At 69.5% G+C, this 19,935-nt stretch carries 20 protein-coding genes; 8 read left to right on the forward strand and 12 right to left on the reverse strand.

Annotated features, from left to right (window positions below):
- Positions 1-11: 11 nt before the first annotated feature.
- From OG974_RS24235 to OG974_RS24255, 5 genes are all read right to left on the reverse strand, one after another.
- Positions 12-1,442 (reverse strand): hypothetical protein, encoded by a 1,431-nt coding sequence (locus OG974_RS24235; protein ID WP_327284780.1) that lies wholly within the window; start codon positions 1,440-1,442, stop codon positions 12-14.
- 13 nt (positions 1,443-1,455) lie between these two features.
- Positions 1,456-1,932 (reverse strand): hypothetical protein, encoded by a 477-nt coding sequence (locus OG974_RS24240; RefSeq protein ID WP_327284781.1) that lies wholly within the window; start codon positions 1,930-1,932, stop codon positions 1,456-1,458.
- A gap of 75 nt (positions 1,933-2,007) precedes the next feature.
- Complete coding sequence (locus OG974_RS24245) at positions 2,008-2,325, reverse strand: hypothetical protein (protein ID WP_327284782.1); 318 nt, start codon at positions 2,323-2,325, stop codon at positions 2,008-2,010.
- Positions 2,322-3,716, reverse strand: coding sequence for a hypothetical protein (locus tag OG974_RS24250; protein WP_327284783.1), 1,395 nt, complete (start codon positions 3,714-3,716; stop codon positions 2,322-2,324). Before OG974_RS24250 ends, OG974_RS24245 begins: the two co-directional genes overlap by 4 nt.
- On the reverse strand, positions 3,713-4,156 hold the full coding sequence (locus OG974_RS24255) for a hypothetical protein (RefSeq protein WP_327284784.1): 444 nt from the start codon (positions 4,154-4,156) through the stop codon (positions 3,713-3,715). Before OG974_RS24255 ends, OG974_RS24250 begins: the two co-directional genes overlap by 4 nt.
- A gap of 177 nt (positions 4,157-4,333) precedes the next feature.
- On the opposite strand from OG974_RS24255, the gene OG974_RS24260 reads away from it, so the two are divergent.
- A complete protein-coding gene (locus tag OG974_RS24260) occupies positions 4,334-4,987 on the forward strand; it encodes a hypothetical protein (protein ID WP_371644449.1) in 654 nt (217 codons plus the stop codon).
- Between the two features lie 9 nt (positions 4,988-4,996).
- Here OG974_RS24260 and OG974_RS24265 read toward each other — a convergent pair whose 3' ends face one another.
- On the reverse strand, positions 4,997-5,245 hold the full coding sequence (locus OG974_RS24265; protein ID WP_371644451.1) for a DUF397 domain-containing protein: 249 nt from the start codon (positions 5,243-5,245) through the stop codon (positions 4,997-4,999).
- Positions 5,242-6,102 (reverse strand): helix-turn-helix transcriptional regulator, encoded by an 861-nt coding sequence (locus OG974_RS24270; protein WP_328763349.1) that lies wholly within the window; start codon positions 6,100-6,102, stop codon positions 5,242-5,244. The genes OG974_RS24265 and OG974_RS24270 overlap by 4 nt, the downstream gene beginning before the upstream one ends.
- 155 nt (positions 6,103-6,257) lie before the next feature.
- Between OG974_RS24270 and OG974_RS24275 the strand changes: the two genes are divergently transcribed.
- Complete coding sequence (locus OG974_RS24275; protein ID WP_371644453.1) at positions 6,258-6,665, forward strand: ATP-binding protein; 408 nt, start codon at positions 6,258-6,260, stop codon at positions 6,663-6,665.
- Between the two features lie 324 nt (positions 6,666-6,989).
- Positions 6,990-7,817, forward strand: coding sequence for a helix-turn-helix domain-containing protein (locus OG974_RS24280; RefSeq protein WP_371644455.1), 828 nt, complete (start codon positions 6,990-6,992; stop codon positions 7,815-7,817).
- Positions 7,818-7,828: 11 nt separating this feature from the next.
- Here OG974_RS24280 and OG974_RS24285 read toward each other — a convergent pair whose 3' ends face one another.
- Entirely contained in the window at positions 7,829-7,969 is a 141-nt protein-coding gene (locus OG974_RS24285) for a hypothetical protein (protein WP_371644457.1), read from the reverse strand.
- Positions 7,970-8,664: 695 nt separating this feature from the next.
- On the opposite strand from OG974_RS24285, the gene OG974_RS24290 reads away from it, so the two are divergent.
- Together OG974_RS24290 and OG974_RS24295 are read left to right on the forward strand one after the other, a co-directional pair.
- Positions 8,665-9,291 (forward strand): lasso peptide biosynthesis B2 protein, encoded by a 627-nt coding sequence (locus tag OG974_RS24290; RefSeq protein ID WP_327284791.1) that lies wholly within the window; start codon positions 8,665-8,667, stop codon positions 9,289-9,291.
- Between the two features lie 79 nt (positions 9,292-9,370).
- Entirely contained in the window at positions 9,371-11,110 is a 1,740-nt protein-coding gene (locus OG974_RS24295) for an asparagine synthase-related protein (RefSeq protein WP_371644459.1), read from the forward strand.
- Here OG974_RS24295 and OG974_RS24300 read toward each other — a convergent pair.
- Positions 11,094-12,296 (reverse strand): hypothetical protein, encoded by a 1,203-nt coding sequence (locus tag OG974_RS24300; RefSeq protein WP_371644461.1) that lies wholly within the window; start codon positions 12,294-12,296, stop codon positions 11,094-11,096. The genes OG974_RS24295 and OG974_RS24300 overlap by 17 nt on opposite strands.
- A 398-nt stretch (positions 12,297-12,694) precedes the next feature.
- Between OG974_RS24300 and OG974_RS24305 the strand changes: the two genes are divergently transcribed.
- Positions 12,695-14,566 (forward strand): long-chain fatty acid--CoA ligase, encoded by a 1,872-nt coding sequence (locus OG974_RS24305; RefSeq protein WP_371644463.1) that lies wholly within the window; start codon positions 12,695-12,697, stop codon positions 14,564-14,566.
- Here OG974_RS24305 and OG974_RS24310 read toward each other — a convergent pair.
- Positions 14,551-14,733 carry a hypothetical protein gene (locus tag OG974_RS24310; protein WP_329314262.1) on the reverse strand — a complete coding sequence of 61 codons (183 nt, stop codon included), beginning with the start codon at positions 14,731-14,733 and terminating at the stop codon, positions 14,551-14,553. The two genes, OG974_RS24305 and OG974_RS24310, sit on opposite strands and share 16 nt — an antisense overlap.
- A 115-nt stretch (positions 14,734-14,848) precedes the next feature.
- A complete protein-coding gene (locus OG974_RS24315) occupies positions 14,849-15,274 on the reverse strand; it encodes a heme-binding protein (protein ID WP_327284794.1) in 426 nt (141 codons plus the stop codon).
- A gap of 116 nt (positions 15,275-15,390) precedes the next feature.
- Here OG974_RS24315 and OG974_RS24320 point away from each other — a divergent pair, with 116 nt between their 5' ends.
- Positions 15,391-15,822, forward strand: a complete 432-nt coding sequence (locus OG974_RS24320; protein WP_327284795.1) for a MarR family transcriptional regulator — start codon at positions 15,391-15,393, stop codon at positions 15,820-15,822.
- 121 nt (positions 15,823-15,943) lie between these two features.
- Here the strand turns inward: OG974_RS24320 and OG974_RS24325 are convergent, their stop codons facing one another.
- On the reverse strand, positions 15,944-17,164 hold the full coding sequence (locus OG974_RS24325) for a lipase family protein (protein ID WP_371644466.1): 1,221 nt from the start codon (positions 17,162-17,164) through the stop codon (positions 15,944-15,946).
- Between the two features lie 210 nt (positions 17,165-17,374).
- On the opposite strand from OG974_RS24325, the gene OG974_RS24330 reads away from it, so the two are divergent.
- Positions 17,375-19,894, forward strand: coding sequence for a DUF6185 family protein (locus OG974_RS24330; protein ID WP_371644468.1), 2,520 nt, complete (start codon positions 17,375-17,377; stop codon positions 19,892-19,894).
- Positions 19,895-19,935: the final 41 nt, after the last annotated feature.

Raw genomic sequence — 19,935 nt, forward strand, 5'->3', positions numbered from 1 at the left:
CCGCACACCACTCACCGTGCGTCCCCGTTACGTCCGAGGTCTTTACGGGTCCCGTCCCGCCCGGGGTCCTCCGGGTCCGGCCAGCTGCCGCCCCCGGCCGGGCTGAGGTCGTGGTGCTGTACCGAGCTGCTGCCCCGCATGTCGAACTCCTTCGCGAGTCCCGTCTGATGCAGCCGGGCCATGTCGGCGTCGGTCACGCTGGTCGGCCCGATGGGAGTGGATTTGCCGGGATCCCAGTTGTAACGGTCCCAGATGTTCACCTGGTAGTCGAAGCCGACCTGCGGCTTGCCATCCGGCCCGGGCACCACCGTCACGACACCCGTCGTGTTCGACATGGCGCTGCCCACAGCCAGGTACCAGTTGCGATCCGAGTGTTCGTACCCCTCTCCCCAGGTCTCCACCGGGATGGCGACGGGTTTGCCCCCCGACTTCTCAAAGGCGTCCAACGCCTGGCGGCGCCACTCGTCCTGTTCACGGGCGCGCACCATTCCCGTGTGGTCGCGCAGGGCGGCGTCGTCGGTCAGCATCCTGTCGACGTCGAGATCGAGGGTGCGGCCGCTGCCGTTCAGATAGTGGTCCATGTGCCGGGCCGCATCGGTCATCCCGATGAAGTCACCGGAGTTCGAGATGCCGTTTGCCTGGAGCTCCTTCCAGTAGTCCCCGACGCCCGGCGACCGGGCGTCGAACGGCCCGGCTCCCTTGTCCGCGGACACCCGCTTCACCGTCGGCGTCAGCAGGCCCGCGGCCAGCAGGTCGTCCTTGTGCTGCGTCCACAGCTGGGCGCGGGACTCCGGGCTCAGGGACTCCCATAGCCGCCGCAGTTCCTTGCGCTGTGTGGCGTTGGCGTCTTCCCCGAGGCCGGCCAGCTTCATGGCGCGGGGCAGCATCTCCCCGTCGAGTGACGTGTACGTCGCGTGCCCCGGGTTGGAGGGGTCACCGCCGTGGCTCGCGCGCAGGGCCCGCACCGCGGCGGCGTCGACTTCGCCGGCGTGGGTCACCACGTCCGCGAGCGTGTCCGCGTACCAGTGCATCAGGTCCTGTTCCCGCTGCCCGGGCCCCTTCACCGTGCAGAGCAGGGGTTCGACGATCACGGTCGTGCCGTCCTTGCCGGCCCTGACGTTGAACCCGTTCTTCCGGGCGTCGTCCGCCAGGTTCTTCGCCTGCTGCTGGAGGTTCTTCAGCTCCGCGTGCGCGTCGTCGAGGACGCTGAAGATGCTCTTCGCCTCGGTGTGGAGGTCCTCGATCTCCTTGACCGTTTTTCCGGTGAAGTCCCGGGTGACCCCGGCGTTGACGCCTTCCCAGCGGGCCTTGTCGGCCTTGGCCTTGAGGCCGTCGCGGGCTTCGCCCCCGAGGCGCTGCAGTTCGCCGGACATGCGCTTCCAGTCCGCGACGGCCGTCCCCAACTTGCCGAGATCGACTTCGATGAGATCGGTGTAGTTCATGACGCACCCCCCCTTACTTGAAGTACTCGGCGAGCCGCGACACCGGCACGGCAGAGCCGTCGCGGTTGCGGAGGGACGCGGCGATCGCGGCATCGTCCTCGGCGTGCGCCTTCTTCGAGTAGTCCAGATGGTTGGATATGTGCGCGCAGGCCTGCAGAACGGTTCTGACCTGTGAGGTCCACACCGAGACCGTCGTCTCCAGCTCGCCCCCGAGAGCGAACGTGCTCGCCTTCAGCGCTGCGGCGGCCTGCATCGTGGAGCCGGCCCCCTCCGGGTTCGACCCGGCTCCGGCGATGTCCGCCTCTTTCTGCAACTTCCCGTGCAGGGCGAAGGCCTCATGACCCACGTCCCCTAGGTCGTCCTGGTGCACGACGAGATCAGCCTCGCCGCTGCTGCCCGCCGGGCCTCCCGGTAACTGGTTGAGCCGCATCGACACCTGCCGCTGGGCCACTGCTTCAGCCTTCGCGTTCTCCCATTCGTTCCATGCCATCGAGTCATTCCACCACGGCCCTACGACAGCGCAACTGCTCCACCAGCCAGGATCGTTGGTCATTGGCCGACGGCGTCAGAGGGTTTCGGCGCGGATGTAGGCGATCGCGCCGAGGACGACGGGGACGGCGTACCACCAGCGGTTCATCGTGCGGCGGTAGACCGGGAGGAGGGAGAGGAGCAGGCCGGCGAAGCTGATGCACACCGCGACCACGCCCATGGTGTGGGCATCGTCGCGCATGCGGTGGTCCAGGGGCGCGATCGGGTCCGCCATCAGCAGGAGGACGCAGATGTAGACCGCAGGCAGGTAGATGAGGCCGAGCGGGACGCCCAGGACCCATCGGAGGCAGCCCCGGTCCTCGGGCAGGTCGATGCTCTCGCGCCCGTACGTCATCGCATTGCCTTCTTCACGTTGCCGAGGTTGTTGCGGAAATCATCACCGTAGTCCTGGGCCTTCTTCGACTCCCAGTACGGGCCGCCGTTGTAGCGGGCTGCGATCTCCTGCATCTGGGCCTCGGTCAGCTGGTCCGCCGGGACGTTCGCGTAGCCGGTCTCCTCCTTGATCTGGGCCAGGAAGCCGGCCGCGATGAACGCGTTCTGCTTCGGGTCCTGGAGCGCGGACTTCACCACGTTGCGCTGCTGCTCGGTGAGGTGCTCCGGGTCGTAGCCGAGCACCTCCGCCCCGCGGCGCAGCTGCACCGCGATCGGCCCGAAGGAGGTCTCGTCCGGCTTGCCTCCCGCCCGGTCCGGCAGGTTCTCCGCCGTGATCGGGCTCAGCCCCCACGGGGCATCGGCGGCCTGGCGGAAGAAGTCCACGCCGTCGTCGAAGATGCCCGGCTGTCCACCGACCTCCTTCCAGGCGATGCCGGCGACCATCTCCTCCGGCAGGCCCGCCCGCTGCGCGGCGGCGCGCAGGATCTCCTTGTTGTTGCGGATCCACTCCGCCCGCCCCTCGTCCGACTGCGGCGGGTCCCAGTAGTTGTCGTCCGCCTCCGGCAGTCCCGCCACCCGCATCCGGATGTCGCGCAGCTCGGGGGAGACCGGGTCGTTGCCGAACGGCCCGGTCATGTCCTTCTTCGGGCCGCTGCCCGGGAGGTGCGTCAGCGGGTTGGTGCGGGCCTCGGCCGCCTCGCGGCGGATGTCGGCCATGGCCGCGTAGACGTCGACCCCGCCACCGGCGCCGCTCTTGACCTTGAACTCGGGCAGCAGCTCGTACGCCTGCTTCAGCGCGTGCACGCAGACGCTGCGTGCCTCGCCCTCGGCGGTTTTGGCCTGGTGGAAGCTGCCGCCCGCGTCGTCGTGGAGCCGGTTGGCCTCGTCACGGATGTCGTCCACGTCCATGGTCAGCTCGGCGAAGAAGTCCATGACGCCGGTCGTCGCCCGCATGTCCTCCCACTGGCACATCGGCTCCGCCTCCTGCGCCGTGCGCGTGATGGCGGTGCCCTTCGTGGCGATGAGCGCCGCGAGCTTGCGCTCGGTGCGCTTGCCGTTCGAGTAGTGCGACTTGGCGGTGGTCAGGGCCGCGGCGTACGCGTGCAGGGCGCTGGCGGCCTTGTCGTACCCCTCCGCCATGTGGAGGACGAGCTGGCGGGCCTCCGACAGGCGGTCGGTGTACGTGTGGCTGCCGTCGCTCTGCCACTGCGTACCGGTCTCGGCGCGCCGGGCGGGCTCCTCGACCTGGACGAGGAGGTCGCGCAGCCGCTTGAACTCGGCGGCGTTGCGCTCGACGAGGGCCGGGTTGCACTCCTCCAGGAACTCGACGTCCTTGCGGTGGCTCAGGCTCACTTCGACTCCGGCTTCACGTACTGGCCGCCGTCGAGGATGCCGTTGAGGAAGTTGCGGGCGGTCCCGTCGTCCACCTGCGCGAAGCTGGTTCCGGTCGTCTTGAGCTTGGTGGCCAGGGCGGCGAACAGGTTGATCGTGTCCTTGAACTGGTCGTCGGCGAAGCGGGCGAAGCGCAGGGCTTCCGTCGAGACGTCGGCGTGGGCCCGCGGGGCGCGGGCCATGGTGCTCGCGTCTCCGTCGGGCCGGCCCTCGTGCAGGAGTGCGGCGATCTCGATCAGCAGGTTGGCGTTGCCGTTGATGGACTGCGCCCCGGCGACGAGGCTCCCGGCCGGGCTCCCCGCCGTGCTCGCGTCGGCGGGCACGTGGTTGAGGCGCATGGCGGGTGACTGCTGCGCGAGTGCGGCGGCCTTGTGCTGGGCCCATTCCGCGTCGAACGACATGTGTCCCCTGGATAGTTGATAACCGGACATGGCCAGATTCGGCTGGTCATGTCCATGAGAGACGTGGAAGGGGATCATACGGTTCCAAAATGCGAAACCGGCCACCCGAGTGCGCGTCTATAGTCGATCGCCGTTGATCAACTGACCTTGTATGGGGGACTGGTGACGGTACGGGAGATGCGCACGGCGGCACGGATGATCGGGCGGCGCAACGCGCTGCGCTACCTGGCGATCGGGGTCGGGGCCTCACTGGTCGCGGCGTGCGGAGCCAAGGGCAAGGACCCCCTGCCCGGCACGCCGGCGGCCCCGGCCGACCCGGCCGCCGGGGGAGGCCCGTCAGCCGGGGGAGGCCCGGCCGCATCGTCCGCGGCACCCGCCCCGGCCTCATCGGGTCCGATCGCCCGGGCCTTCGACGCGTTCATCAAGGGCGACTGGAACCTGGAGTCGACCACGCCGGGCGGCGAGACCGTGAAGGGGAAGGCCACCGTGAACGCGGACGGCGGGGGCAACTCCGGCTGGACCATCACCTGGACCAGCGGCCCCTCCCCCGTCACCTGGTCAGGAGGCTGGATGCTGCGCGGCGGCCACCTGGTCCTCGACGTGTACGAGGCCCCCAAGGCGAGCCTGAGCCGACTGACCGGCGGCGAGGCGCTGACCGTCCCCAAGGAGGTCGCGGAGAACGTCTCGCTCACGTTTCCCTGGAAGGCGCCCGGCCACAAGGACGCGGGCGACGGCCAGGTGCTGAAGGTGACCTACAAGGACAACGTCCTGCGGATCGTCCACAGCGAGGGCGGGCACAGCGAGTCGGTGCACGTCTGCACCCGCGCCTGAGGGTCGCCGTCAGATGCCGGACGCGTGGGCCACGAACCCGGCCCACGCGCCGGGCCCGACGGTCAGGTGGGTTCGCGCGATGTCCTTGGAATCCCGGACCAGGACGGCATCGGGGGTGGCCGCCACCTCGACGCAGTCGTTCCCGTCGCTGCTGTCGCTGTAGCTGCTCTTGAACCAGGCGACCTCGATGCAGTCGTTGATGTCGCCGCTGTCGCTGTAGCTGCTCTTGAACCACTTCAGCTCGGATCCGTGGATCATGTCTCTCCCAGCACTTGCTCGATGAATGCGACGGACTCCCGTGGTGTGAGAGCCTGGGACCGGATCATGGCATGGCACTGCTCAAGGATCCGGACCTGCCTCGGATCGGAGACGGGGCGGCCGTTGAACGCCCCTTCGGAGCGCCCTACCGCCGATCCGTCCGCGAATTTCAACACTTGGATCAACCCACCCATTCCAGCGTGCTCTTCGAGGCGGGTGGGCATGACCTGGATCGTCACGTGCCGCAACTCGGCGACCTCAAGCAGGCGTTCGAGTTGCCCACGCATCACCATTGTCCCTCCGATGCGGCGCCGCAGGGTCACCTCTTCCTGGACGAAGCACAGAGCGGGTGCCGGGCTGCGCTCGAAGATCGACCGCCGGGCCATCCGCCCGGCCAAACCACGTTCCACCTCCTCGATGGTCTGCGGAGGCTGCCACATCTCGAACAGGGCTCGCGCGTAGTCGTCCGTCTGCAACAGGCCATGGATGTTGTGGTTGCCGTACGCGGACAGTTCGACCGCTCGGCTTTCCAGCTTCACCAGGTCTCGAACCTTCTTGGGGTAGCGGACCTGTTCCAGGTCGACCTTCATCGCGGCGATCTTGCCGCCCGCCTTCAGTGCGGCGTCCGCCCGGTCCAGGTACTCGGGGCGGGGGATCCGCTTGCCCGCCTCGACCTTGCGGACCTGGTCCTCCCCGTACCCGACCGCCGCACCCAAGTCGGCCGCCCGCATATTGGCCGCTTCGCGCCAGGCCTTGAGCTGGCGGCCCAGCGCGGCCACCACGGCCACGCCCTGTTCGTCTTCCGGGTCGACGTCCCAGCCGGGCTCTTCCGTACCGTCACTGCTGTCCACGCTCATGCGCGCCCACCTCCGACGAGCCGATGTCCTCAGCGCCCCGTACCCGTCGGGTCCGGCCGGACAGCCCGGACAGGGCCGGACAAGCACCGGACAAGCGCGGGACGTACGGGCGGTGTTGCTTCTCACGGTACGCACGGACCGACACGCTGAGTGACGTGATTCCTCAACTCGTCGACTTTCACGTCCAGCTGTCCGCGACTCCGCGCGGGGCTCGACTCGGCCGCGTGCTGGCCGTCGAACAACTCCGCTCCTGGGGACTGCCCTTGGAGGTGCCTTCGCAGATCATCGCCGAGCTCGCCAGCAACGCGGTGACCCACGGGCGCGTGCCCGGGCGGGACTTCCGGCTGGCACTCACCGTCACGCCCGACGCGCTGCTGATCGAGGTGACGGACCCCCGGGGCGACCGGATCCCGCAGATCCACGATGCGGGGCGGGGGCTGGTGCTGGTCGAGGCGCTCGCGGGGCGTTGGGGCGTACGGGAGGGGCCGTCCCCGTGCAAGGTGGTCTGGGCGGAGGTGTTGCTCGCCACCGCGCCCTGGGGTGCCGCGATCCGGCGCGCTTAGACGCATAAAGACCAAAGAACCGGTGGAAAGAACCAACCCACCCACCCCACCCGACCCCCGGTCGCTCGGTCGGGTGAACTGTGCCAACTGGGCTGGATTTCGGGTTGGTTGGCGGGCATATGCTCGGCCCCGACAACCACAGACATGAGACGGCCCCCGGCGGGACTGGCATCCCGGTCGAGGGCCTGACCAATCAGGAAGCAGACCTTCCTCATGGCTCTTGAGCAGCCTAGCGCGCCCTCGTGCGCCTCGTCCCGGGTTCCCGACGGGACCCCCCGATCCGGTGTCATCCACGTCAACACGTGGCACGCCAGTCACTACACCGTGATCGGCAATCACCTGCTCCAGCACCGGGAGCTGTCGGCGACGGCGATCGGGATCGCGGCGCACATCCAGTCGCTGCCGGAGGGCGCCCCGGTGGGCATCAGGGCGCTCACGGACCGTTTCCCGGAGGGCGAGAAGCGCATCAGCGCCGCCCTGCGGGAGCTGGAGCGGTGCGGGTACCTGGAACGCCGGACCGAGCGGCAGGCCACGGGCCGGGTGGTGACCCGCACGTACTCGTACAACAAACCGCCGACCGGCCCGGACGGGCCGCCTCCGCCTCCGCCGGGCCGCGCGCCCGACCCGGCCCTGGACCCGACCCCGGTCCCGGTCCCGGTCCCAGCCCCGGACTCGGACCGGGAGCCGCAGCCCGGCCCGGCTCCGGAGGCCGGTCCGCGGCGGGTTCCGGACGCCGAGCCCGAGCCCGAGCACGAGCACGAGCCGCGGCACCCGCATCCCGGGGCGGCCGATCTACTCGCCGGGCTCCGCCGCTACGACCCGCGGCTGCTCCTGGCCGAGCGCGACGTGGAACGCCTCGCACCCGCCGTGTCGCTCTGGCTCGACCGGGGTGCGGACCCCGAGGCGGTGGGGCTGGCCCTGAGCGCAAAGCTCCCGGAGCCGATGCGCAGCCCCGCCTCCGTGCTGGCGTACCGCCTGAAGGCGCTGCTCCCGCCGCACCTGCCCCTGGCCCCGGTCGCGTCGGCCAAGCCGGTCAGACGCCCGGACCCCTTCCAGACCTGCGACGGCTGCGAACGCGCCTTCCGCGCCCCCTACCCGGGCGGCCGATGCGGCGACTGTTCGTCCGGGGCGGGCGCAGCCGTCGCCGCCTGAGCCGGGCGGCCTCAGGGGTTGACGCGGCGCAGGAGCAGCGCGTCACGTTCAAGAAGAACGAGGTCCTGCGCCCCGGCTTCGTCGGCACCGACGGCCTGCCGTTCACCGGCATCATCTCCCCGCCGCTCAAGGCGCTGCCCGTCGGTCCGCACACCACCACCGTCCGCTTCACCTCAAGACGCAGCACTGCGACGGCCTCGGGACGGTCACCGAGGCGAACTGCCTGCCCGTCGGCACCTTCGACTACTCGGGCCCGGCCCCCTTCACGGTCGCCCCGCGTGCCGGTGGCGTGGCCGGCCCGAGCCGAGCGCTCTCAGGGGTTGACGTGCTGCGCCGTCCGGCCGCTCCGGTGGGATGTCGCCGCGGCTGCGGCCCCGGGGCGTGGCCTACTGGCAGGCGTCCCTGCTTACCGACATCGAAGGTGGTGCCCGGTGTACCGAGCCCGCTTCCTCACCGCGGCCGTGCCGGCACCACCGCGTACACGGTGCGACCCCCTTCACGGTCGTCCCCCACCCTGCCCGGGTGCCGGGTGGTCTCGTGTTCAAGTTGTCTGCGGCAGGTGATTCTTGCTGGTCAGACCGCTGCGAGAGCCGCTATTGCGGGCCATTCGGCGCGGAGTAGCCTGGAGTTGAGGGACGCTGCCTGATCCTGGAGGTACGCGATGTTTGTTCGACGGCTGCGGCGCCGTATACCGCATCGGTTTGTTCTTCTCGGCAACGGCCGTTCGATTAGAGGCTTCAGCGGGGGACTTTACGACGGCCACGGATATCTGTCCTGATACAGCCCACCGTGTCGAACTCGGCCTGCCGCAGAGTCCGTGCGGCAGGCCGAGTTTGGAGTATGTGCGGTGGCGGAAGAGACCGACACCCTGGCGGCCATTACGCGGATTCTGTCGCCGCATTGCAGTGTCACCAGGACGTCCAGTGGTGCTCTGATTGCCGACTGGAGGCGGCGGACCCGTTTTCTCGGCATGACGGAGACGGACGTTCGAAAATTTGCGGAGGGAAGCTCCGAGGAACGCGCTGATCTCGTCACCGATATGATCCGCGCCGGGTGCGCAACCGACCACCGGAAGGCGTACTCGGACGTCGAAGTCGGGCTCTGGCTGCGCGGGGTGCACCTGTCGATCCGGACCATGGGCTTCGGGCGCGTCCTTCGGCTCCTGTACTTGGCGGCCCCGGTGTACGCACGTGCAGACGCCCCTTCAGCGGAGGAGGTGGCGCGGCTGAAACGAGCAGTGCGCTCACACAGTCGCAGAAGCTGGTTCGTGAACGACGACTGCAAGGCCGAGGCCGTGACGGCCTTCGTCCTCCTACGGCGACGCGGCTTGAATGCCACGCTTCACGTCGGTGTGCGCGAGCACCCGTTCGCCTTGCATGCCTGGAGCTCTTCAGGGGGCGTGTGCATCCCTGACTCCGATCCACGGGGCCACGCGTTCGCGCCGGTCCTCTCGATCAGTTGCGGCGGGCAGTGACGTGCAAGCACTCCGCCTTGACTGGGCCGGGGGCGCACCGAGGCTGCGGGCGGCCGAGGCCATGGAACGGCAGGGACTCGTGACGACGGTCTCCTCACGGGCCGGCACGGCGGTGGTCGTCGGCTGGGTCGGCTCGGTCCGTGACCGCGTGGCGGGCGCGCGCGGGCTCCTGGACGAAGTCGGCCGACCGGGAGCCGCACCGCGTCTGCCGATCGGCGACTATGCGGCCGTCCTGGTGTGCCACGACCGCATTGTGCTGATGCGCGACGACCGTGCGCGCATTCCCCTGTACTTCCGGGAATCCGGCGGGCGCGTGAGCGCGGTGAGTACGTCGGCGCGCTGTCTGGGCGACTTCAAAGCGCTGGAGCGTACCTACTTCTGCCGGTACCTGACCGGGAACCTGGCGCAACCGCACTCGGAACTCACCCCTTTCTCCGGTGTGCGCCGGATCCTCGGCGGCGAGGTCGTGGAGCTTTCGCTCACCGGGCAGATGCGCGGGCGGGTGCGCAGCCGCGCCGGTGAGGCCGACGATCCGTGGGAGCCGACGGCAGACGGGCTCCGTCTCAGCGGGGCCGCCAAGAACCTGCGCCTCGCACTGGAGCATGCCGTCGGGCGCCGCATGGGCCGGATGCCGGCATGCCACGTCTCCGGCGGCACCGACTCCACCAGCGTCGCACTGCTCGCAGCACGCCTGCTCGCCGAGGGACAGGAGCACCCAGGGGGCCTCGTCCTGCTCGCCGGGCGCTTCGACGGAGGAGAGCTGGCCGGGGAGCAGCCGTACCTCGAAGCGGCAATGAAGGAGATCTGCCGTCATGCACCTGCGGCCCGCCCGGTGATCGCGGACGTCGGCGATGTGGCGGACTTTGACGATTTCGAACACCATGCGGGAGAAGCGGACGAGCCTCATGCGCACGCCTTCCGCGCCCCGTTCTGGAGCAGGCTCCACGGCCATGCGGCGGAACTCGGCTGCGACATCCTCCTGACCGGTTGCGGGGCCGATCCGATCGCGGACGCCAACCCTTTTCACCTGCACAGACTGGCCCGTACAGGGCAGCTCCGGCAGATGACGAAGCAGGCACGTGCCTGGGCCGAAGGCACCGAGCGCGGCCTGCGCGACGTCGTCTACGACTACGCCATGCGGCCGTCCCTGCCACTGGTGGCCGAGCAGATCGCCGCGCTCGACCGCCGCGGGACCGTGCTGGGCGGCCTCGGCCGCTTCACCCGCCCCCGTTGGCTGCGATCCGGATTTGCGCGGGCCCACGGCTACCGTGACGCGAGCCTCGCGGAGAGCCGTTTCGTGTTCGGACGCCGGCCGGAAGAGTCGGTCTTCGAGGCGGCCAATTACCTCGCCGCTCCCGACATGCTGTCCTGGAACCGAGCACGGCAGGACGGATTCTTCCTCTCGCACCCCTTTCTCGACCGCGAGGTCATCGCCACGATGCGCCGCCTCCCTGCCGAAGCCACGTTCCACCCGGGCCGTCCCAAGGCGGTTCTGCGCGAGGCCATGGCAGATCTGCTCCCCTCCCGGATCCGCGGCCGAGCGGTCAAAGTCCCCTTCGACCAGCTCTACGCCCGTGGCTTGCGGGTACACGGCGACGAACTCATCGACCTCTGCCGCTCCGCGAGGCATCCGCTGGTTGCGGAGATGTTCGACATCGAGGTGCTGTGCCGGGCGGTGAGGGAGGCACGGCTCGGCGTCGGGGACGCGGAATCGTGGGATCGCATGAACAGTTCTCTCGCCCTCGTCGCGTGGCTGGAGCGACTGGACCCGCGATCCCGCGCGCCCGGTGCGGCAAAGACGGTCACTGACGGCGCTTGATGTCCCACAGCGATCGCTGGATCGGACCCGTCACGACATCGACGAGGCCGTACCGGTTACTCACCGCGCGGTATTCCGCTTCGGGCGGGATGCGATCTTCGTCGCCTTTTCGCGTGATGGATGAGGAAACGTGTGCACCCTGCGTGCCGAACGTCCAATAGACGTCGACGAAGCGGGGGTCCATCGTGCGCTCGTCGATCGAATTGTTTTCGTGCACCCTGCCGCTGTAGATGAGGGAATCTAGATCCTTCTTCAACCACGAGGGCAATTTGCCGCCCTTCCAGGAATATCTGTCAAATTTGACCGAATCCAGGACGAGCCGGTCCTTGCGTGCGAAGCTCGCGCTGGCGTAAAAGGCCACTTGGTCGTAGGGCGTGTCGATGGGCAGCTGCACAACCGTCCGAGCGGCGAACGAGTCGCTTGCCTCGATCCAGTTTCCCTGGGTCATCCATGGCTGGGCCGCCACCAACTCGCCGGGCTGGTGGACCTCCCTCCGGGAGAGCGGGCTTTTCTCCTGGGATGTTTTCCACTGCTCGGCATCGTGGCGCCATTTTTGCCGGAGCAGGTCATGGCTGCTCACTCCCACCTTTTGCCCCATGGCGTGGAACTCGGCACCCATGATGTAGAAACCCACATCGCTGTGGTTTTCGAGCGTAATGTCGATCGGCACGGCGAATGACTTTCCGTCCATACTCAATTCATGCTTCCCCATGGTCAGCTTGATGACGGGCCTGGCCCCGTGCTGGTAGGGCTCGTAGAGGTTCTGATAGCCGAAATTGGCGATCGCGAATACAGAGGAGACGATGAGCGCCGTGGCCACCCTCCTCGGAGCGGGGATCTCGACCGATGTCCGCCACACCGCGAAGACGGCCCATGCGGAACCCGCCGTGAGCAGGCTCGACAGCACCATGTAGTACGGAGAGTCGCCCTTCAGTACCTCAAGCAGGACCATCGAATTGGTCAAGAATGCTGCGACAGTTCCGACTAGCGCGACCGTTCCGGAGTAGGGGAAGCTGTTCCAGAACCAGTGGTCCATGACCGCGATGCCGCCCAGTAGCGCGGCGACCGAGGCCGTGACGAGTCCGGCGCCGGTGACGCGGCCCATGAAGGTCAGGGCCTCGCTGAGGTCCTCGATGCCGAACCGGCCCAGGTAGCCCGCCGTCAAGAGGAGGACCAGCAGGACCAAAACCGGGGTCGTCCGTGACGGTGGGGTCTTCGCCGGTGTGCGCCGCGCCCGCACGCGCGGGTGGGGTCCGGACTTGGGTGGGATCCTCACGTGATCACCTCCTGGGACTGCAGGCCGTGAGTGGAGCTCCCGATGCGCCGGTGATGACCGGGACCGGATGAGCGGCAACCTGCGGGCACCACCCTTTCGGCAGGGAAGCGGCCAGGTCATCGGTCGGCGGGTGCGGAATCGATCCCCCCTCGCCCGAACGGCCCAGGCGGGGATGCTCCTGGTGGTGCGTGGGGTGTGGAGGAGTCGGGTGGGTTCGGGTCGGGCTGGTCAGAGGGGTGGTCAGCGGGGGTGGCCCTCCGTAGATTACCGGCGGTAACTCCTAGTCGAGCCGAGCCGAGGAGAGCGCCGTGGATGGAGTGGGAGTCGAGCCCCGGCTGGTCCGCCCCGTGTTGACCGTCGTCGACGGGGTGGTGCGGGAGGTCGAGGTGCCCGCGCTGGTCGGCGTGCCGATGAGCGGGTCGCTCGGGGACATCCCGTTCCAGAACGCCCGCGAGGCCCCCGGCGAGCCGGTCCTCGCCCGCAAGGAGCGGGACGGGAGCTGGCGGGACGTGACCGCCGCCGAGTTCGCGGCCGAGGTCATGGCCGTGGCCAAGGGCCTCATCGCCGAGGGGCTGCGCGAAGGCGACCGGCTGGCCATCATGGCCCGGACCACCTACGAGTGGACCCTGCTGGACTTCGCCGGATGGGCCGCCGGGCTGGTCACCGTACCGATCTACCCGACATCGTCCGCGCTCCAGGCCCGCTGGATCATCCACGACTCCGGCGCCGTGGCCTGCGCCGTCGAGGACACCGCGCAGGCCCGCATCATCAGCGCCGAACGGGCCCACCTGCCCTGGCTGGCGCACCTGTGGGAGTTCGACACCGGCGCCGTGTCGCGGCTGATCAAGGCCGGTGAAGACCTGCCCGACGCCGTCGTGCACGCGCGCCGGTCCGTCCGTACGCCGGACTCCGTCGCCACCCTCATCTACACCTCCGGCACCACCGGACAGCCCAAGGGCTGCGTGATCACGCACGCCAACTTCTTCGCCGAAGCCGACAACGCCGTCGAGCTGCTGCACCCCGTCTTCAAGTCTGTCAGCAAGGACCCGGCCTCCACCCTGCTCTTCCTGCCGCTCTCGCACGTCTTCGGGCGGATGGTGGCCGTCGGCTGCATGCGGGCCCGCGTCAAGCTCGGGCACGCGCCGAGCATCCAGACGGAGGAGCTGCTGGCCGACCTCGCCGGGTTCCGCCCGACGTTCCTGCTGGCCATCCCGTACGTGCTGGAGAAGGTCTACAACAGCGCCCGCGCCACCGCCGAACGCATGGGCCGCGCCCCGTCGTTCGACCGGGCGGCGCGGATCGCGCAGCGGTACGGGGAGACCGTCGAGAGCGGGACCCCGGGCATGGGGCTGCGGGCGGCGCGGGCCCTGTACGACCCGCTCGTCTACCGGCGCATCCGGGCGGCGCTGGGCGGACGCGTCCGGTACGTCCTGAGCGGCGGCTCCCCGCTCGGGCGGCGCCTCGCGGCCTTCTACGCCGGCGCCGGGATCGAGGTCTTCGAGGGGTACGGGCTCACCGAGACGACCGGGGCCAGCACCGTGACCCCGCCACAGCAACCGAGGCTCGGGACGGTCGGCTGGCCACTGCCCGGCACGGCGGTGCGCATCGCGGAGGACGGGGAAGTGCTGCTGCGCGGGCGGCACGTCTTCGCGGGGTACTGGAACAGCGCCACGTACGAGGTGGTGGGCGGTGGCGGGTGGCTCACCACCGGGGACATCGGGGAGCTGGACGGGGAGGGCTACCTGACGATCACGGGGCGCAAGAAGGACCTGATCATCACCTCCGGCGGCAAGAACGTGGCCCCGGCCCCGCTGGAGGACTGGCTACGGGCCCACCCGTTGGTCGGCCAGTGCATGGTGATCGGCGACAACCGGCCGTACGTGACGGCGGTGATCACCCTGGAGCCGGAGGGTCTGTCGCACTGGCGGCAGATGCGGAAGAAGACGGCGATGCCGATGCGGGAGTTGGTGCGGGACGAGGAACTGCGGGCGGACCTCCAACGCGCGGTGGACGAAGCGAACCGGCTGGTGTCGCGGGCGGAATCGATCCGGCGGTTCGCGGTGCTGCCGGGGGAGTTCACGGAGGCGAAGGGCCACCTGACGCCGTCGCTGAAGCTGAAGCGGGGCGTCATCGCCCGGGAGTTCGCCCAAGAGATCGACGACCTCTACCGCCGCCCCTGACCGGGGTCGAGTGACGGCGCAGCGGTGACGGTCACGGCGGGACGCGGGACGCGGGACGGGACGGCGACGGGAGCGTCGTAACCGGCGCCGACGACGCCCCGCAGGCCGCACACGGCATCGGGCTCGGCGGGCACGGGCGGCTGCCTGCGGGCCTGCCTGGGGTGCATGCCGCGTGGGCAACCGGCACCGCCCGCCGGAACCGCCGCGATCACCGCCGTGCGGGTCGGCGCTGCGCGGCGCTGGGCAGGCGGGCGGAGCCGGATGCGGGGCCAGATGCGGCCGCTACGCGGTGATGGCGGCCAGGCCCGCTTCGGCGATCTTGACGTCGTCCGACCAGTGGCCGCCCGAGACGCCGATTCCGCCCACCAGCTGGCCGTCCACGACGATCGGCAGGCCGCCGCCGAACGTGACCAGGCGGTCGATTCCGGTGCGGGCCCCCGCCGAAAGCTGCGCGTCGTTCTCGACGAACTCGTGCCAGCCGGAGGTGCTCAGGCCGAAGGCGGCCGCCGTGTACGCCTTGTCCTGGGCGATCTGGATCGTCATCAGGCCCGAGCCGTCCATCCGGGCGAACGCGCTGAGGTGGCCCGATTCGTCGACGACGGCGACGGCGAAGAACAGGTCGGTCTCCCGGGCGGCGGCAAGGGCGGCGTCGACGATGGCGCGTGCGAGGTCGTTGCCGAGGGCCGGGCGGGTGCGGACAGCAGTCATGGCGTCATCCCTTTGTAAGAAGAGTTCGTGCGCTTGTAGCTAACAGCATGCTTATAGGTATCTGCAAGCTGGCTGACTGCTTGGTGGTCACTGGCACCCGCTCCTACACTCGCCCCATGCACTACTCCGAGCGCCTGTTGATCCACATCAAGCAGGCCGAACGCATCACGCAGGCCGCCAAGGAGGCCGCGGTGCGCGAGGCCGGGATCACCGCTGCCCAGCAGGCCGCGCTCGCCGTGCTCAGCGACAACCCCGGGATCAACGCCGCCGAACTCGCGCGCCGCCTCTCGGTGACTCCGCAGACGATGAACAGCCTGCTCGGCCGGCTGGAGACCCGCGGCCTCATCGCGCGCACCCCGCACCCGATCCACGGCACGCTCATCGAGATCCGGATGACCGAGCGCGGCGCGGAGGTGTTCGCCACCGCCGACGCGCTGGTGGCCAAGCTCGACGCCCGCCTCGCCGAGGGCCTGTCCGAGGCCGAGTCGGCCGCCGTACGGGACCTGCTCGCCCGGATCGTCCGGAACGCGGAGGCCGCGGGCCGCTAGCGGCCCGGGCAGAGGGCCGCCGAGCCGGTGGCGGTCCGCTGCGTCCGCTGCCTCTCGCCCGCCTTGGCGAAGACGAGGGTGTCCGTGGAGCTCGGCGCGAGCGCGAGACACGACCGGGCGGTCAGCAGTCGGTGTGCGTCGGACGGCCCGCGAAGCGGTCAGCCAGCCAGTTGCCGGCTTCCGGGGAGTGGGTGATCACGCCGCTGACGTGCTCGCCGACCCAGACCGTGTCCCACTCCACGTCCGCCCCCTTCGCGCACCACTGCGCGCGCAGTTGCCGCCCGACGGCGTAGGGGATGAGCTCGTCGCCGAGCGCGTGGTACTGGTACACCGGCGCGGCCGGGGCCGTCCGCCCGAGCCTGCTCTGGTTCAACCGGGCCTGCCAGTCCGGCTGTTCCAGGGGGTTGCGGGTGGTGAGGTCGGTGATCCGCTTGAAGGATCCGGCGATGGCGTCGACGGCGACGCAGCCGTCCTTCATGCCCGCCACCAGGGCCTTGCCCGCCGGGTTGAGGTAGGAGTCGAGCCGGAGCTCGGGGAAGGCGGCGTCCTGGCCGGCGGCCGCCATGAAGATGAGGCCCGCGCCGTACGAGCCGTCGTTGAAGTCGGCCACCTCCATCAGGTCGGCCGGGACCCCGCCGGTCGCCGTGCCCTTGACCTGCAACTCCGGCGCGTACGAGCCCTGCAGTTCGGCGGCCCAGCTGCTGGCCTGGCCGCCCTGCGAGTAGCCCATGATGCCGACCGGGGTGCTCGCCGACAGCCCCGCCTCCGGGAGCCGCTCGGCGGCACGGGCGGCATCGAGCACGGCGTGCCCGGCCGAGGGGCCGACGGTGTAGGTGTGGACGCCCGGGGTGCCGAGGCCCTCGTAGTCGGTGACGACCACGGCCCAGCCGCGCAGGGTGAGCTGCTGGATGAGGTTGGCCTCCATCGCGGTGCCGTACGGGAGGTTGTTGCTCGGCGCGCAGGAATCGCCCATGCCGACGGTGCCGACGGCGTAGGTGACGAGCGGGCGCGGGCCGGTCCGGCCGTCCTGGGGGACGATCACGGTGCCGGAGACGGTGTTCGGGGCGCCGTCGGCGGTGGTGGAGCGGTAGTGGACCTTCCAGGCCTTGGTGTTGGTCGGCTGACCGGGCAGCGGGTGGAAGGCGGACGGAGCGGAGCTGACGACGTCCCCGGGCCGACCGGTGTCGGACGCGAAGTCGGAAGCGGTGACGGACGCGGTGTCGGACGCGGTGTCAGATGCCGTGGCGGTGACGGGGGTCCACACCGACACGGCCACGGCGGCGGCAGCGGTGACGGCGGCGATGGCGGTCCTGCGGGTGCGCGCGGGGGTACGGAAACGCATGGGGGCTCTCCCAACGAAACGTTTCGTGCGGGGGTGGGTGAGGAGAAGGTAGTGACCGACCGGTCGGAACGTCGCTGACCGTGCAGCTCACCTTTCCTGACCCGGCTTCGCACGCCCGGCCGCCAGGCACTCGGCCGTGATGGTGAACCTGGACGTGCTCCGCCGCGTTGCCGGTAGTGGTGCGGGGCCGCCGGGGATGATTCTGGAGCGGTGATCCATTTCAGGCGTCACGTGCTGCTCTCGCTCCTCTCGCTCCTCTCGCTCCTCTCATTGCTCGTGCTGTCGTCGGCCCTGTTCCTGGCCGGCCCCGCCCGGGCCGCGGATCCCCCTCGGGCCCGTTCCTGCAATCCGGACCGGCTCGCCGGGACGAAGATCACCACCTCGGCGGAGCTCGTCCACCGCGGCCGCGACGCCAGCACCATCACCAGCGTCACGGACATCAAGATCCCGGCGGGCTGGGAGCGGACCTCCGACCTGCTGCTGGACACGCATTCGCCGTTCTACCGGGACGCGCTCCGCTGCCTCCTGGGGAAGGGCGCCCCAGCCAAGGGGGAGGATCCCCTCGACTACGAATGGCGGTTGAAACCGCTTTCCGTGGAGCTCTCCGGCAAATGGGTCACCGTCCACTACGAGGCCGTCACTTGGATCCAGACGCTCGGCACGTACGAGGTGGGCTTGTGGACGCTGACGGCGGGCAAGGGCGAGTGGAGGGTCCGGCTGAGACCTCCTCCGAGCCTCACCAAGGCGACGTGGGAGACGGTCCGCGTACGCCTGGGGGGACCGTCCGCGATGTCGGCCTGGCCGCCGCCGACGTTCGGTGAGGACCGCGCCGAACTGAGCTGGCACGACAAGAAGCCGATCGAGGTCCCCGACGTGTCCTTCAGGCCGCCGGCCGCGCAGGAATGGGCGGCGCTCGCTCAAACGGAGGGCCAGATCTGGGAAGTGCTGGGCGTCGGCGGGGCGTCGGGGGCGTTCGGGGGCGTGGCAACCGGCCTCCTGGCCTTCGTCGCAGGCCGGTGGCTCCGGCGGGGCCTGCGGCGCGATCCCCTTCCAGCAGAGGAAAGGGCCCTCAAGGGGCTGGATTCATGGGCGGTGATCCTGGTGCTCGTCACCGTGGTCGCCTACCTGGGCGATGATCTTTACGGGCTCCTCCAAAGACGGTTCCTCTGGAGCGGGGACTACACGGCGACGGTCGAGCTGTTCTCGATCGTTTTCATCGGCGTCGTCCTGTGCTTCTTCGGGCAGCTGCGCAGGTGGCTGCTCGTCTTCGTCTGCGGACTCGCCGCCTGCGTCGTCTCCCTCTGCGTGGCCGCCGAACTGTCCGTGGCCGGGCTGCTTCCCACCAGTGACATCCTGATTGAGGGTCCTGGTCTCGGGCTGGCGGTGCTGGTCGATTCGGTGCCGGTGTTCCTGTGCTGTCTGGGGATCATCGCCAGCGGGCAACGCCTCCTGTGCCTGGGCGGCAGGCGACTGTCGCAAGGGGCGATGGTCTGCATCGCGGCCGGGGTGTCGGGAGCGACCATGCTCTGGGCGTTCCTTTCCTTCGACCGCAGCTGGGAGCGCAGGTCCTGGCTGAACGACGTCGTGGCGAACACCCCCGAATCGCCGTTGGCAAAGGCGTATGACGCATGGTGGTGGTGGTTCGCCGAAGACGCGCTGTCCGTACTGGCGGACATCATCGTCTTCCTGACGGCGCTGGCTCTGGTGGGCGCCCTGCGCGTGTGCAGGGCCGAACAGCACGAGGCCGATTCCTTCACGCCCAACGCGGCCGAGAAGTCGGTTCTCGCCGTTTTCTTCGTCGTCATCGTCGTCCCGAACTTCGCCTGGTATTTCGGATTCTCGGGATACGCGGCGACGCTGGTCACGGGTCTTGCCGCGGTGTGGGCCTTGCTGGCTCTGGGGCGGTCCAAGTCGGTCCTGGAACAGCCCGCCGCGGGCGATGCACCCCTGGGAAAGGTGATTTCGGGAACGGACCGGTCGCAGTGGTTGCGCCTGGCACGGCACTACAGGGAACTGACGGCCCGTCTGCACCACGCCGGTTCGGGATCCCAGGCCGAGCAGTCCGCGTCGCAGGAGGCCATCGAGCGGGAAATCGACCAGCTTGACCAGTGCCTGCCGGAAGGGGTCAGGCCCGTCGACCTGCCGTTCGCCCTCGGTCCCATGCTCACGTGGTGGGGCAACGCCTGCCGGTGCGCGCTCATCGCCTGCTTCGTGGGTCTTCCCGCCACCGGGCTGATGTACTGGATCGATCTGGTCCGCGGCGACTCCTGGGCCGTCATGGCGGAAAACTCCGTCGGGTTCTTGAAGGTGGTCCTGGAGATCCTCTACTGGCACATGACGTGGGTGGGCGGAGGGTTCTTCCTGGGTGCGCTGTGGCGTGACCTTCCCGGACGACACGGGCCGATGAAGGCCCTGTACGTGGCCATCGCCTTCGCCGTCCCGGTCGGATTCCACCAGATCATCGCCCAGATCACCGGTGACGCCATGCAGGGCACGATCGCCGCCAGCGCCGCCTTCGCGTCCGTGATGACCTGCACCGGTCTGGTCATGGACCTCCAGACGTTCGCGAGCGAACGGCGCTACTGGCCGTCCAACGCCAGCCTGCTGGTGTACGTCTACCAGATGCGCATCGCCTCGGTGGCGTTCTGCCTGGCGCAGCTCCTGGTGCTGGTCACGATCTGGAAGTCGTTCAAAGAAGGAGGGCCGACAGCGCCTCCGCCCTCCCGATGACGGACACCCGTACGACGGACAACCCGGGGCAGTCGGCGCAG

Origin of the sequence: Streptomyces sp. NBC_00597 (assembly GCF_041431095.1) — a bacterium.
Classification (GTDB): Bacteria; Actinomycetota; Actinomycetes; order Streptomycetales; family Streptomycetaceae; genus Streptomyces.

Excerpts from the sequence above, each read along its gene's own strand:
- OG974_RS24235 (WP_327284780.1), bottom strand. The coding sequence starts at position 1,442 with ATGAACTACACCGATCTCATCGAAGTCGATCTCGGCAAGTTGGGGACG.
- OG974_RS24240 (WP_327284781.1), bottom strand. The coding sequence starts at position 1,932 with ATGGCATGGAACGAATGGGAGAACGCGAAGGCTGAAGCAGTGGCCCAG.
- OG974_RS24245 (WP_327284782.1), bottom strand. The coding sequence starts at position 2,325 with ATGACGTACGGGCGCGAGAGCATCGACCTGCCCGAGGACCGGGGCTGC.
- OG974_RS24255 (WP_327284784.1), bottom strand. The coding sequence starts at position 4,156 with ATGTCGTTCGACGCGGAATGGGCCCAGCACAAGGCCGCCGCACTCGCG.
- OG974_RS24260 (WP_371644449.1), top strand. The coding sequence starts at position 4,334 with ATGCGCACGGCGGCACGGATGATCGGGCGGCGCAACGCGCTGCGCTAC.
- OG974_RS24265 (WP_371644451.1), bottom strand. The coding sequence starts at position 5,245 with ATGATCCACGGATCCGAGCTGAAGTGGTTCAAGAGCAGCTACAGCGAC.
- OG974_RS24270 (WP_328763349.1), bottom strand. The coding sequence starts at position 6,102 with ATGAGCGTGGACAGCAGTGACGGTACGGAAGAGCCCGGCTGGGACGTC.
- OG974_RS24310 (WP_329314262.1), bottom strand. The coding sequence starts at position 14,733 with ATGCACCCCAGGCAGGCCCGCAGGCAGCCGCCCGTGCCCGCCGAGCCC.
- OG974_RS24315 (WP_327284794.1), bottom strand. The coding sequence starts at position 15,274 with ATGACTGCTGTCCGCACCCGCCCGGCCCTCGGCAACGACCTCGCACGC.
- OG974_RS24320 (WP_327284795.1), top strand. The coding sequence starts at position 15,391 with ATGCACTACTCCGAGCGCCTGTTGATCCACATCAAGCAGGCCGAACGC.
- OG974_RS24325 (WP_371644466.1), bottom strand. The coding sequence starts at position 17,164 with ATGCGTTTCCGTACCCCCGCGCGCACCCGCAGGACCGCCATCGCCGCC.